This is a genomic window from Amphibacillus sp. Q70 (assembly GCF_052055485.1).
Lineage (GTDB): Bacteria > Bacillota > Bacilli > Bacillales > Amphibacillaceae > Amphibacillus.
Genome location: NZ_CP197171.1, coordinates 1085343 through 1098669, shown reverse-complemented (window position 1 = coordinate 1098669; position 13327 = coordinate 1085343). Strand labels below are relative to the sequence as shown.

General features: G+C 34.2%; 12 protein-coding genes, 1 tRNA gene and 1 other annotated feature. Of the genes, 6 read left to right on the top strand and 7 right to left on the bottom strand.

The genetic code is table 11. The features are described from left to right. The first annotated feature begins 76 nt into the window (after positions 1-76). Positions 77-287: a binding site (T-box leader), on the top strand. Between the two features lie 125 nt (positions 288-412). From serS to ACS127_RS05135, 4 genes are all read left to right on the top strand, one after another. Beyond that, entirely contained in the window at positions 413-1687 is a 1275-nt protein-coding gene (gene serS / locus ACS127_RS05150) for a serine--tRNA ligase (protein ID WP_440897363.1), read from the top strand. A gap of 163 nt (positions 1688-1850) precedes the next feature. Beyond that, complete coding sequence (locus ACS127_RS05145; protein WP_440897362.1) at positions 1851-2768, top strand: aldo/keto reductase; 918 nt, start codon at positions 1851-1853, stop codon at positions 2766-2768. Between the two features lie 250 nt (positions 2769-3018). Continuing rightward, a complete protein-coding gene (locus ACS127_RS05140; protein WP_440897361.1) occupies positions 3019-3699 on the top strand; it encodes a response regulator transcription factor in 681 nt (226 codons plus the stop codon). Positions 3700-3715: 16 nt separating this feature from the next. After that, the gene (locus ACS127_RS05135; RefSeq protein ID WP_440897360.1) at positions 3716-4600 is read left to right on the top strand and encodes a sensor histidine kinase; all 885 of its coding nucleotides are present in this window, start codon (positions 3716-3718) and stop codon (positions 4598-4600) included. A 44-nt stretch (positions 4601-4644) separates the two neighbouring features. Here ACS127_RS05135 and ACS127_RS05130 read toward each other — a convergent pair whose 3' ends face one another. Together ACS127_RS05130 and ACS127_RS05125 are read right to left on the bottom strand one after the other, a co-directional pair. Further along, positions 4645-5406: an ABC transporter permease gene (locus ACS127_RS05130; RefSeq protein ID WP_440897359.1), complete on the bottom strand. Its 762-nt coding sequence runs from the start codon at positions 5404-5406 to the stop codon at positions 4645-4647. Between the two features lie 21 nt (positions 5407-5427). Next, positions 5428-6330: an ABC transporter ATP-binding protein gene (locus ACS127_RS05125; RefSeq protein ID WP_440897358.1), complete on the bottom strand. Its 903-nt coding sequence runs from the start codon at positions 6328-6330 to the stop codon at positions 5428-5430. 298 nt (positions 6331-6628) lie between these two features. On the opposite strand from ACS127_RS05125, the gene ACS127_RS05120 reads away from it, so the two are divergent. Both ACS127_RS05120 and ACS127_RS05115 read left to right on the top strand, forming a co-directional pair. Continuing rightward, positions 6629-6721: transfer RNA gene (locus ACS127_RS05120), tRNA-Ser, on the top strand. A gap of 91 nt (positions 6722-6812) precedes the next feature. Next, positions 6813-7337: a GNAT family N-acetyltransferase gene (locus ACS127_RS05115; RefSeq protein ID WP_440897357.1), complete on the top strand. Its 525-nt coding sequence runs from the start codon at positions 6813-6815 to the stop codon at positions 7335-7337. 35 nt (positions 7338-7372) lie between these two features. Here ACS127_RS05115 and ACS127_RS05110 read toward each other — a convergent pair whose 3' ends face one another. The 5 genes from ACS127_RS05110 to ACS127_RS05090 all read right to left on the bottom strand — a co-directional run bounded on the left by ACS127_RS05110 (position 7373) and on the right by ACS127_RS05090 (position 13290). After that, a complete protein-coding gene (locus ACS127_RS05110; RefSeq protein ID WP_440897355.1) occupies positions 7373-8032 on the bottom strand; it encodes a deoxynucleoside kinase in 660 nt (219 codons plus the stop codon). Continuing rightward, entirely contained in the window at positions 8029-8670 is a 642-nt protein-coding gene (locus ACS127_RS05105; protein WP_440897354.1) for a deoxynucleoside kinase, read from the bottom strand. Before ACS127_RS05105 ends, ACS127_RS05110 begins: the two co-directional genes overlap by 4 nt. Positions 8671-9472: 802 nt before the next feature. Further along, a complete protein-coding gene (locus tag ACS127_RS05100; protein ID WP_440897353.1) occupies positions 9473-10714 on the bottom strand; it encodes a Ger(x)C family spore germination protein in 1242 nt (413 codons plus the stop codon). Further along, positions 10711-11805, bottom strand: a complete 1095-nt coding sequence (locus tag ACS127_RS05095) for a GerAB/ArcD/ProY family transporter (RefSeq protein ID WP_440897351.1) — start codon at positions 11803-11805, stop codon at positions 10711-10713. Before ACS127_RS05095 ends, ACS127_RS05100 begins: the two co-directional genes overlap by 4 nt. 15 nt (positions 11806-11820) lie before the next feature. Beyond that, complete coding sequence (locus tag ACS127_RS05090) at positions 11821-13290, bottom strand: spore germination protein (RefSeq protein WP_440897349.1); 1470 nt, start codon at positions 13288-13290, stop codon at positions 11821-11823. Positions 13291-13327: the final 37 nt, after the last annotated feature.

The window sequence follows — 13327 nt, the reverse complement described above, 5'->3', positions numbered from 1 at the left end:
TAACGATAATGTTCTAGGTAAAACTAAGTATAAATTATTTTTTTCAATGAATGATAATTAAAAATCATTATATATTGATAATGCGTTGAGAGGAAATAGTAACTATACTTTTCTCATTAAGAGAGCTGATGGTTGGTGAAAATCAGTGTGAAAAAATAGTGAATCCGTCCTTAAGTGATATGTGGTCAGCAAACATATCCGGTATAATAACCGTTATGATTAAAGAAGCCGGAAGATTTTATTTCTTCAATCTGGGTGGTATCGCGGGAGTTACTCTCGTCCCTAATGTTTAGTTAGGGACGAGAGTTTTTTGTTTACCTATCAAAAAGGTTAAATTTTTATCGATAATAGTCTAAGTAAAATTGAGATATTTGCCACAACGATTTGGTGGTAAAAATAAGGAGGAAAACAGATGTTAGATATTAAATTATTGCGTCAAAATTTTCAAGAAGTTAAAGAAAAGTTAAAGTTTCGCGGTGAAGATCTATCGGATCTAGATCAATTTGAAGCGATTGATCACAAGAGAAGACAGTTGATTGCAAAGACAGAGGAATTAAAGGCAAAACGTAATGAAGTTTCAAAAGAAATTGCCTTGTTGAAACGAGAAAAGAAAGATGCCGATATGATGATTAAAGAAATGAGGACAGTTGGCGATCAGATTAAAGAAATTGATGATGAACTAAGAGAATTAGAGGACAAACTTAATCAAATGATGTTATCAATTCCTAATATACCTCATGAATCAACACCTATTGGCGAAACAGAAGATGATAATGTTGAGGTGAGACAATGGGGGGAAGTAGTAACACCTGACTTTGAACAAAAGCCGCATTGGGAAATTGCAAAGGATTTAAACCTGTTAGACTTTGAACGTGCAGCTAAAACAACAGGTAGCCGCTTTGTATTTTATACAGGTTTAGGTGCTCGCTTAGAACGTGCCTTACTCAACTTTATGATGGATCTCCATTCAGACCAGCATGGTTATCAAGAAATGCTTCCACCCTATATGGTTAATCGGATGAGCATGACAGGTACAGGCCAATTACCTAAATTTGCTGAAGATGCTTTTAAAATAGAAGATTGGGAATATTTTTTAGTTCCGACAGCCGAAGTGCCAGTAACCAACTATTATCGTGAGGAAATTTTATCAGAAAAAGATTTGCCGCAAAAATTTGTTGCCTTCAGTGCTTCATTTCGTTCTGAAGCGGGTTCAGCAGGAAGAGATACACGTGGTTTAATTCGTCAACACCAATTTAATAAAGTTGAGCTTGTTCAGTTTGTCAAACCAGAAGATTCTTATCAAGTGTTGGAAGAATTAACAGGCCATGCAGAAAAAGTATTACAATTATTAGAACTCCCTTATCGAGTGATGAGTATGTGTACAGCGGACTTAGGCTTTACAGCAGCTAAGAAATATGATATTGAAGTTTGGATGCCAAGTAACAATACCTATCGGGAGATTTCTTCTTGTTCAAATTTTGAAGCCTTTCAAGCACGCAGGGCAGGCATTCGTTTCCGTCGAGATGATAAAGCTAAACCGGAATTTGTTCATACCTTAAATGGATCAGGTTTAGCGATTGGTCGTACGGTCGCTGCTATTTTAGAAAATTATCAAAATGAAGAGGGTACGATCACTGTTCCAACCGTATTGCAACCTTATATGGGTGGAAAAAAAGTAATGGAATAAAACAATTCGAGCAGGCATTGAAATCAGGAAAATTCTAATGCCTGTTTGTTATTTATTAGAGTTAAATATGGAAAGGGAAAGCTGTAAGATAGTTAAATATAATCGCTTACACATTCGCTTTATGATAAAATGGTAATATAAACCTGAGAAGGAGTGAGCGTTAATGAAAAAACTTGAAATAGGTAAAAGCGGCTTACAAACGAGTGAAATTTCATTAGGCTGTATGCGTATGAATCAATTATCTGTACAAGAAGCCAATCGAGTGATACAAAATGCACTGGATTTAGGAATTGATATGTTTGATCATGACGATATATACGGAAAAGGCAGATCAGAAGAGATTTTTGCTGAAGCAATTGATATGAATCCAACGATTCGAGAAAAAATGATTATTCAAACAAAGTGCGGGATTCGGGAAGGTTTTTTTGATTTCTCAAAAGAACATATTTTAGCTTCTGTAGAAGGCAGTTTAAAACGTTTAAAGACAGACTATATCGATATCTTGTTGTTACATAGACCAGATACCTTAGTAGAGCCAGAAGAGGTGGCAGAAGCTTTTGATGAACTGAAACAGAGTGGAAAGGTTCGTCATTTTGGAGTTAGTAACCAGAATCCGAATCAGATTGAGTTGTTGAAAAAATATGTCAAGCAAGATCTAATAGCCAATCAACTACAATTGAGTTTAATGTTTACCCCAATGATCGATGCAGGATTCAATGTTAATATGAATCATGATCCAGCGATTGTAAGAGATGGTGGGATTTTAGATTATAGTCGACTTCACGATATGACAATTCAACCATGGTCTCCATTCCAGTTTGGCTTTTTTGAAGGTGTATTTGTTGATCATGATAAATTCCCTGAAGTTAATCAGAAGCTACAAGAATATGCCGATAAGTATCACGTAACAAAATCAGCTATTGCCATTGCTTGGATTCTTCGTCATCCAGCAAACATGCAGCCGATCGTTGGTACAATGAATGTAGAACGTTTAAAAGATATTGCTAAAGCTTCAGATGTCACACTTTCAAGAGAAGAATGGTATGAGCTTTATCGCGCAGCAGGTAATAAGTTACCTTAACATTAGCTGACAATCCCCTTTACCCTGAATATACGGTGAAGGGGTGTTTTATTTTATGATCAGAACTGATAGACTATTTTTTAGCTCAATTGTAACTAATTTTCCTTTTTCATGCTAAAATGTCCTTGACGTGCATTTCAAAAGGAGGGTGAAGACTAGTGTCGGTAGTTAGTCGAAGCTCATCTGTTCTTGACATGTCATTTTAACTGAACTTTTTGAACATCCTCTTGAAGAATGGAAGGAGATCTTTATGAAAAGAATCCTACTTGTAGAAGACAGTATTGAAACGAGTAAGATGTTACATACGATTTTATCTAAAGATTATCAAATTACACAAGCCTTTTCAGGTACAGAAGGTTTACTGCTATTTCAACAACAATCCTTTGATTTGATTATTCTTGACCGTATGTTACCAGGAAAAAGTGGTCAGGAAGTTTTAGAAGAAGTACGACAAACATCACAGATCCCAATCATTATTCTGACCGCTATCAGTAATCAAAATGATATTGCTGAACTGTTATTGAAAGGTGCAAATGACTATCTCACCAAACCATTCAACAACAATGAATTGAAAGCTCGAATCGTGGTGCAACTTAGAACCCATTCACATGAAGAAAAAATAACGACAACAGATATTCTACAATATAAAAATTTGACATTGTATCCTGATTCATTTGAAATAGGCAATAAAAAAGGGGCACGTCTTCCTTTAAAGCGAAAAGAGTTTGATATTTTAGCTCTTTTAATTCAGCATCCAGATAAAGTCTACACCAAAGAGCAGCTCTATGAGTTAATCTGGGGCGAATCATACTATGGTGATGAGAATACAATCAATGTCCACATTAGTAATGTTCGTAAAAAAATCAAACAACTAGATGATAAAAATCAATATATCACAACGGTTTGGGGGATCGGTATTAAATTATCTTAAGAAAGGAATGAACATAATGGCATGGTTTTGGGGAGCATTTTGCTTAATTTTACTTATTTATCTCGCCTTTTTAATCTATGATCTGAAAAGTTATGTATCACAATTACAATTTATTGTAGAAAATAATACGAATCAAGAACTACATTTGCACACACGAATGCCTTTTTTGAAGAAAATTACTTTACTAAATAATCAGGTATTGAGAAATAAAAAAGAAACACGAACAAAATTGGTAACAGAAACACAGCACTTGGAACAAGCGATCCATAATATTTCGCACGATTTAAGAACACCACTAACTGTTGCTACTGGTTATGTACAACATCTATTGACAGAAAACCTCACTCTTGACATACAAAAAGATATCTTAACAAAAATCCATGCAAATTTAGAAGTTGTTGATACCCGCTTAGAACATCTGTTAGATTATCAAAGAATTAATGAAAATCAAGTAGAACTCTATTTAGAAAAAATAAATCTTTCACGTTGTTTAGAAGAAAATCTATTAACTTTCTACCATTCCTTTGAAGAGAAAGCCTTCCAATTAGACATTGATATCGAAAAAAATCTTTATTTGACTGCTGATAACCATGCGTTAAATCGTATTTTTCAAAATATCTTAGGGAATATGCTTACCCATGGCCACACGCATGGGAAACTGGTTTTAAAGCAAGTAGACGATGCTATTTTATTTATTGCTCGGAATAATACTAAAGAATCGATCCAGCATCCTGAACGGTTAACTGAACGTTTTTATATGGAGGATCTTGCACGCCAAAGCGAGCATTCTGGCATTGGTTTATTTATTGTCCAAGAGTTGACTAACAGATTATCTGGTATGCTGTCTATTACTACTCAATCAAATAACTATGAAGTAACAATCACCTTTTCACAAACATAGCTAAAGAAATCAGAATATGACTTCTTTAGCTATCTGTCGTTTGATTAAAAATCTTGTTTATTAAATAACCAATTTGTCAGCGTTAGTCCAATACCTATGATCAAAATGGCACCAATAAATGATGTTTGCATTTCATGAGCTGTTTTAAAAGTTGTTGTAACCACATTTTCAAAGGCACCTTGCATATCAAGATAATTAAGAAACGTTAAATTTGGCTGTATGGTATGCCAGAGAAAGATAGCCAACGGAAATATGATCGCAATGAGAATACTCACGGCTGTTGTTTTTGTTAAGTATAAGACAAAGTTGGTAATCGTTGACATGGCGAATATAAACAGACAGCCAGCTAAAATATAATAGAGTTGATCTAGTAGTATTTCCCCCGTTATTTCTCCAAATCCACCGATCAAACTTCCTGCAATGAAAGCCACTAACAATAACCAAACATATTGGACAAAGGCAATCACTGCATAACTAAAGAATTTGCCAAAGAAAAAAGTACTTCGAGATGTTCCAGTTGTAATAATATTTTTAAGGGTGCCCTTAGAATATTCACTGCCTAAAACTAAAATAATTAAAGGTAGCAGATAATAAAAAATGAAGGTATTATTAATAATTTGCACACTATTGATTCCAGTAACCACCAACTCTCCTATTTCATTGATTTGTTCCCCATCCACCATGATTCCCACTCTTTCACCAGATACTGCAAAAAGGATAGCAAGTAGTGTGATGACTAATTCGGTAATCCAAAACGATCTTGTATGCAACAAACGATAAATATCTGCACGAATCATATTTAACATGTTACTTTTCCTCCTCTTCTCCTATATCGTAATCAAATCTTTGAAGTAATTTTCTAAGCTTTCATTTTCTTGATAAATACTGTTGATAGCTACATCATTCATTATAAGTTCTCGACTTAAGATATGAATGGGCATTTCTGTTTGGTAAATATTGATCTGAGTTTGGCTGACAATTTTAAAATCTTTAATTGCCATTGTTTCAAGTACACGAGTAGCTTGTTTTGTATTTTTGACTTCGAGATGAATAAAGGCTTGGTTTTTTTCTATGAATGTTTCCTTAGTTATTTCTTCAACTAAAATTCCATCTTTAATAAAACCAAAGCGAGTCGCTACATGATACAGTTCATCTAAAACATGACTAGAAATTAAAATTGTGATATTTTCTTGATTTAATTTCAATAATAATTCTCGAAACTCTACAATGGCAATCGGGTCAAGTCCATTGATCGGTTCATCTAAAATTAAAAAATCAGGTTTATTGAGCAAAGCAATGGCAAGTCCTAATTTTTGTTTCATTCCTAAAGAAAAGTTTTTGTATCTTTTCTTACCAGTATCTTTAAGATCAACGAATTCTAGTGCTTGTGCAACTGCATTTTTCTCAACTATTCCATTTAATTTACAATAGTACGTTAAATTCTCTTTTGCAGTTAGCTGATCATAAGCAACGGGTGTCTCAATAATATTACCCACCCTTTTCAATTGTTTTAGATATTCTTTTTTTGAAACCGAGCCAAACAGTTGGATTTCTCCAGAGTCCACGCCGATCATTTTAACAATACTCTTCAAAAGTGTTGTTTTCCCAGCACCATTTCGTCCAATAATCCCATAAATATCACCCTTATTAATTTGTAAAGAAATATCCTTTAAAGCGTGTTGTTTACCATATTTTTTATTGATTGCTTTTATATCTAATACCTTTTCCATCATCAATCCTCCCAATAGTTAGCTCTTAACTTATTGACACTCCTAGCATAACAGGTAAAATTAAATCAGCTATTAACTAATTCTTAATTGATTCTTAACTATATGAATGGCTAATCCACTCAGTTGGGTTGTCAGAAGATATTGAATAGTTCTCTTATATTAATGAAACAATAACTAACATAGAGTTAGGCGATTGAGTGTAATAATAAATACTGATTTTAGATAACTAAGTTCATCTTTTTAAAAAAGTTGACAGGTATAATAAGAACTGATATTATAAATCTTGTCGTTAATTCACGGAGGAATACCCAAGCCTGGCTGAAGGGATCGGTCTTGAAAACCGACAGGGGCTTCACGGCCCGCGGGGGTTCGAATCCCTCTTCCTCCGCCATTATTTATGAATCATATGACAATATAAATAAAACTTAGCTGGCTAATGTCAGCTAAGTTTTTTTACTTAATAATAGATGAGGAGAGAGTAAATGAAAACAGACTTGTACCTTCGCCCACTAGGAAAAGGTGATTTAGACTTTATTTATCAAATGCATACAAATCCTGATGTAGCAAATTATTGGTGTAATGAACCCTATACAACGATGGAAAAACTAGAAAAGGAATATCAATCAAGCCAGGAAAGCGATTCTCATAGGCAATTTATTTTAATGTATGGGGATGAAAAAGTAGGTCTGCTTGCTCTTTATAGTATATCCGTGCGTCATCGCAATGCAGAATTTGCGATTATGTTTGATCCCACTCAGCAAGGAAAAGGATATGCCACAGATGCATCGCGGTTACTTATAGAGTATGGATTTAATCAATTGAACTTACACAAGTTATATTTAGAAGTCGTAAAAAACAACGAGAAAGCTATCCATATTTATCAAAAAGTTGGTTTTCAAATTGAAGGTGAATTAAAGCAGCATTACTTTGTTGACGGTCAATATTATGATGGATATGTCATGAGTTTATTGCGAGATGATTATGTAAGCAATGATAGAAAAGGCTAGGATAGCTCCCAGCCTCTTTTAATAATTTTTCATGTTTAGTTTCGTGAATAATTGATAAAACGACCGATTTTTTCAAGGATAGGTTCAATGGAGGTCTGATCATTCATTAAATCATAATCATTGATATTAATGCGCAAGATCGGACATGCATTGAAGCTGTTAATCCAATCTTGATAGCGTTTATGCATTTCCTCCCAATAAGAAAGTGGCGTTTGTTGTTCCATCTCACGCCCACGATCTTTAATTCTAGCAATCACTTCATCCAGTGAACCTTCTAGATAAATAAGAAGATCAGGGTGTGGAAAATATGGGGTCATCACCATTGCATCAAAAAGGTTCCGATAAGTTTGGTAGTCTTCTGGAGTCATTGTTCCATTATCATAATGCATTTTAGCAAAAATACCCGTATCCTCATAGATTGACCGATCTTGAATGAAGCCACCACCATATTCAAAAATACGTTTTTGTTCTTTAAAGCGTTCAGCTAAAAAGTAAATCTGTAAATGAAAGCTCCAACGTTCAAAATCAGCATAAAACTTATCTAAATATGGATTGGTATCTACTTTTTCAAGAGAAGTATGGAATTTTAGTGCTTTTGCTAGTGCATGGGTCATGGTTGATTTTCCAATTCCAACTGTCCCAGCGATCGTAATAATACTATCATTTGGAATCTTATATTTTTCTCTTAAATTCATAATTGTTGGGCTCCTTTATTAAGGTAATATTTAATATCTGCAAATATTTTCTCGAGATCCGCTTGATGTTTGATAAAGTCCATTTTATCTCCGTTAATCCGGATAATCGGGATATTAGGATGATCGAGTTCGAATGTATCCATATAAGTTCGATAATCTTGGCGTAGTTGTTCCAAATATGAAGCTTGAATCTTTTCTTCAACAGATCGGCCCCTTTGATCAATTCGTTGAAGGAGTGTTTCAAGGCTAGCATCTAAATAAATTAATACATTTGGGCGTGGTTGGTCTTTAACTAAAATTTGATAAATTTGTTCATATTTATCAAACTGCTGTTCAGATAAGGTTCTTTTTGCAAAAATCATATTTTTCATAATATGGTAATCCGATACGATCGGTTTTTGTTGCTTGAGATAGTCACGCTCAATATCTTCTAATTGCTTATAGCGATTACATAAGAAAAACATCTCAGTTTGGAAGCTCCATGCTTCAATATCATCATAAAATTTACCTAAGAAAGGATTTTCCTCAACAATTTCTTTAAGTAAATGAAAATTAAATTGATTAGCGATTTTCTTTGCTAGCGATGTTTTACCAACACCAATTGGTCCCTCAACCGCAATAAAAGGAATATTTTCCATTATACATATTTCCCTCCTGAAAACAATCTGTGACAAAATAAGACAAAGCCTATTTTAACATATTTCTTATTTTTTCGGTGGATAAGCTGGGCAAGAAAAATAGAAGCTGTTGTAAAATGGCTATCCTAACTTTTCCTTTATTCCATTTAGACAAGATAAGTAGGGTCTTACTATCCTGCCTTTCAAATGAAATCTCAAACTAAAACACAGGATAGAGCTTCTATCTCATTTTAGTGCAGTGTAACTGGCTGGTCTACTTAAGAAGCGACGTCCTATCACATCGTCGACACTAGCACGTCCTGAGACTCAGAATAAGAAAAATACTTATTCTTGCACGATCAAAAAAAATAAAAGATGTTATTGACGATCGTATAAGTCAAACGATGGCATTCGCCATAAAGACTTGACGATAAGCCAATTTTTGCTAACCTTGTAAATACTAATAGTAGCACTTATTTAGTGCGACTACTCGCCCCACCGAAAAGATTTGTGTGTCGAAAAAATTCCTACTGAACAAAGTTTCACTTTATTCGAATTTTCAAGTTAAAAAATTGATCAAAATGTTCTATTCTTATTTCTAATCCTCACAAAAAACTGTTGCACCATTTATTCTTCATGGTGCAACAGTCCTTAATAAAATCGGATGATAATTAAAATGATCGTGAAGACAATGATGCTGATATTAAGCGCAATGACAGAAACAAGCCCAAGGTAATTTTTTTGTTTAATCAAGTGGCTGCAAAAGTGAAGGCAATAATATGTTAAATACAGACAAGCTAGCGTAAATAAAAATATTGGCATGTTAATCTCTCACTTCATCAAGATTTGTATCTGTCAATGTTTTTCCAAATTGTAGTCTAGTTAGTTTAAATTTAATATTGATATCTGCATTTGGATAGATATGATTCATCCAGTCTGCTTTCTCGTAGCTCGGAACATCTTTGAAATGCTTTCGAATAAAAAGTGACCAATAAAAGGGCTCCCCCTTATATTCTTCTTGTGTTTTTTTTATAAATTTTTCAGTTAACTGAGTCGTATAATCTTCCAATTCTCTAATTAGAATCTTCCTGTATTTCTCATTATCAGCGTAATTAACTAAACTTGGCATAGCTAATATTTCAAATTCGAAAAAAACAGTGACATCAATGGTTGCGTGATTGCGCTCAGCATCATATTCAATATCAATCTTCGGTTCTGAATTCTGGATGTAGTTTCCTGAAATATAATATTCAGGATTAATCGGATCTTGATAAGTCGTTAATAACTCATCCAATTCAATCGTCTTGTCTAATAAGTTGGCAAGTCTGGTTTCTTGTCCAGTTAATATATCGATCATTATTCCTTCTTTAAAGACGGCAGAGCCAAGAAATTGGGTATCATTCCCGCCTCTTTGTAACAGTTCCCCCGCAATATATTGATCTTCTTTTTCTTCTTCTTCTTCTTCATGAATGGTTGTTGCATAAATGGCTAAAAATAAATCAGCATCTCCTTCAGTGATCTGAAGAAAACGGTGTAAATCCGCATCTGGAATAATCCCTGCTTCACTCGTTTGTTCAATTTTATATTGAAAGTATTTATAGGGTTTTTGTTCTAAGCTTGGATTATTATTGTTTAAAAAAAGTTCCGCTTTTTCCTTAGAAACAATGATTTGAATATCGTGCCGCATATGAGTTGTTCGAGAGGCTGGTTGAATAATCCGTAAGAATTCCTCTGATCTTGCTAATTCTTCAGAAATAACAAAAATAGCTGTATGGTCCAAAGAAACCTTTTTGGTAACAATAGCATCCGCCTTATCCTTGGCTGTCCTGATATCTGAACCTTGTACAGTAATAATTTCATCTGATTCACTTTCTCCTCCATCCTGTCCATAATTAGCCATATTTGGATTGGCAATTTGGAAAGTAAATTGGTAAATACCATCTTGATCTGTTTGATCCATTCCTATCGCAATAACAAATGACTCCTGCTCTACCTCGATCATATCTTCACATCCAGATAGAATGAAAAGAAGAGGAAATAGCACTAATCCAATCCATTGCTTCACGATGATCTCCCCTTTCCTCGTTTGAAAAAATGACCGACAAGTAAGATCAATGGGAAAACAAATGTAGTGGTTGATGCTATACTAAGTAACTGATTACGATAAACCAATTCCGTTATAATCATATTATCTGGTATTAAACCAATGACCATGATTAAAAATCCCATCGGTAAAAGGAGTAGTTCGAATTTTTCAATATTAAAAATCGCCCCAAATAGCCAGGTTATTAAATAGAGAAAGAGAGTAAATCTGATAAAAGTTGCTAATAGCCAAAAAGTCATGAAAAAGGTTTCTACATTAGTAAAAAAGCTTCCTAAATCGACGTAGAGCGCAATCTCATGAAAGGGAAAAGGCGTTTTAGAAATTGATTTATAGTCAATAAAAGTCGTATAAATAAAAAATAGAAAAACGATTTGAATCGCAGAAATAATTAATCCAATAATGGTCCCTTTATAAAAGTTCTCTGGTTTCTTAGCAATGGACGGGATCATCATGAGTAAAATAGTGCTAGCAAAAAGCGACGTCCTAGATACGCTTTCAGTTAACACATGGGAAAGACCAGAGCCAAAAATAGGATAAATACGTTCGACAACAATAGAGGGAAGGGTTAGAGCAACGAGTAGGAGAAGAACTAATTCCAAAAAAGGAAAAAAAACCTTTGCTGTATAGCCAATCACTTTTATCCCCCTAATTCCTCCGAAAATACAAATGAAAATGAGTAAAACAAAAATAATATTGATTGATGATTTTTCAAAATACAGTAATTTTATTTGATTAACATAGCCTCTAAAGTCAAAAGCAGCAAGAAAATAACTATATAGAAAAATAAAAAAGGCTAATGTTTTTCCTAAAAATTTACCGAGTAAAATTTCAAAAAGATCGACTAGATTCCTTGCCTTATATTTTGCTAATAAATAGTATAGGATGAAAAGAAAAGGTGAAATAACGATAATGGATAGTAATGGAACGTACCAAAAAGCATTTTGGGTCGTTTGTGCTAGCAATGTAGGTGTTGTATCCGATAATTTCAGTGATATAAAAATAATCGTTAGAGCACAAATTTCATAAGTGGAAAGTTTTGTATCGACCTTCATTCTAGTCATCCTCCTCTACTTTTTAATCATTTTTAAATCTTTTGGTAATAAGTATTTAGGACGCCATTTTTCCTTTTTCAATGGTTTTCTAAAGTAGGTGTCATTGTTTGATCGGTAGTTTGGTGCTAGGGGTGCAAAGTAAGGCACGCCAAATGATTTTATTGATACGGCATACATCATCCAAAGCGTAAAAGTAATCATCAAGCTATATATCCCAAAGAAGCAGGCACCAAAAATAAAAATAAACCGTGTCAATCTAACTGTGAAATTGAAGCTCGGATCACTGATAACAAACGATGTTAAACCAGATAAGGCAGAAACAATCACAACAATTGGACTAATGATATTCGCCTCTACCGCAGCTTGTCCAAGAATTAAAGCACCAACAATACCAATTGTGGGACCAAGTGGGTTTGGAATGCGTACCCCTGCTTCTCGAATCAGTTCGAAGGCGACTTCCATTAGAATCACTTCGAAAAGCAAGGGTAAAGGGACTTGATCTCTTGCAGAAGCAATCGCTAATAATAGGTCGAGCGGGATCATTTCACTATGGAAATTAGCTAAGGCAACATAAAGTGCTGACACCATCGTCGTTAGAAAAAGCGAGAGAAAACGAATTGTTCTAGCAAAGTTACCAAAAACGACTCGGGAATAGCGATCTTCTATATTTTGAAGAAATGCCCAGAAATTAATCGGGACGATCAAGCAAGCAGCCGAGCTTTCCATTAAGAGAATAACATGACCACGATTGATATAAGTACATGCATTGTCAGGGCGCTCAGTATATAAAATAGTCGGGAAGATTGAAAGCGGCCGATCCTCAATATGTTGCTCTAATAGTTCAAGATTTTGAACAGAATCGACAGTTATTTGCTGAATTCGTGCTCGAATTTCCTTTAATAATTCCTCATTAACAAGATCAGCAATGTAGATCATGTGAATATCTTGCTTAGATCGCTGTCCGATGTGCTGTACTTCTGACACGAGCTGTTGATTACGGATTCGTTTTCGAATAAGTGAAATATTGATATGGATGGATTCTGAAAAGGCTTCTTTTGGCCCACGAACAACATTTTCATTTTCTGCTAGACTAACTTGTCGATGTTCAAATTTTGTGACATCGAATGCATAGGCTATTGGGTGATCTTCCATAAATAAAATGACTTTACCGCTTGTCACATTATGATTAATCTCGGTACTGTCAGTCATAGTCTTAACACATTCAACGGTAACAATGTCGATAAGCGAATCCCCATCTTGTTCAAGAAGAGGTTCAATAATGGACTCTTCAATTTTATCGCTATTGACGATTGAAGCGTAATAGCAAAGACAGATCCTTTTTTGATTATATTTAGCTGTTAACATTCTGAATGAAAAATCATTGTTTACTTGATATGAAAAATCATTTTTAATTTTATCTATATTTTTAACAAGATCAGAGCTTATTTTATCAGTGTTGTTTTTAGCTTGTTTTTTTCTTAGCAAAGAATTCACCTCAATTTCAAATTTAGTTTGAGTGATT

What these genes read in the sequence shown, in the direction of transcription:
- serS (WP_440897363.1), top strand. Translation starts at nt 413, where the DNA reads ATGTTAGATATTAAATTATTGCGTCAAAATTTTCAAGAAGTTAAAGAA.
- ACS127_RS05145 (WP_440897362.1), top strand. Translation starts at nt 1,851, where the DNA reads ATGAAAAAACTTGAAATAGGTAAAAGCGGCTTACAAACGAGTGAAATT.
- ACS127_RS05140 (WP_440897361.1), top strand. Translation starts at nt 3,019, where the DNA reads ATGAAAAGAATCCTACTTGTAGAAGACAGTATTGAAACGAGTAAGATG.
- ACS127_RS05135 (WP_440897360.1), top strand. Translation starts at nt 3,716, where the DNA reads ATGGCATGGTTTTGGGGAGCATTTTGCTTAATTTTACTTATTTATCTC.
- ACS127_RS05130 (WP_440897359.1), bottom strand. Translation starts at nt 5,406, where the DNA reads ATGTTAAATATGATTCGTGCAGATATTTATCGTTTGTTGCATACAAGA.
- ACS127_RS05125 (WP_440897358.1), bottom strand. Translation starts at nt 6,330, where the DNA reads ATGGAAAAGGTATTAGATATAAAAGCAATCAATAAAAAATATGGTAAA.
- ACS127_RS05115 (WP_440897357.1), top strand. Translation starts at nt 6,813, where the DNA reads ATGAAAACAGACTTGTACCTTCGCCCACTAGGAAAAGGTGATTTAGAC.
- ACS127_RS05110 (WP_440897355.1), bottom strand. Translation starts at nt 8,032, where the DNA reads ATGAATTTAAGAGAAAAATATAAGATTCCAAATGATAGTATTATTACG.
- ACS127_RS05105 (WP_440897354.1), bottom strand. Translation starts at nt 8,670, where the DNA reads ATGGAAAATATTCCTTTTATTGCGGTTGAGGGACCAATTGGTGTTGGT.
- ACS127_RS05095 (WP_440897351.1), bottom strand. Translation starts at nt 11,805, where the DNA reads ATGAAGGTCGATACAAAACTTTCCACTTATGAAATTTGTGCTCTAACG.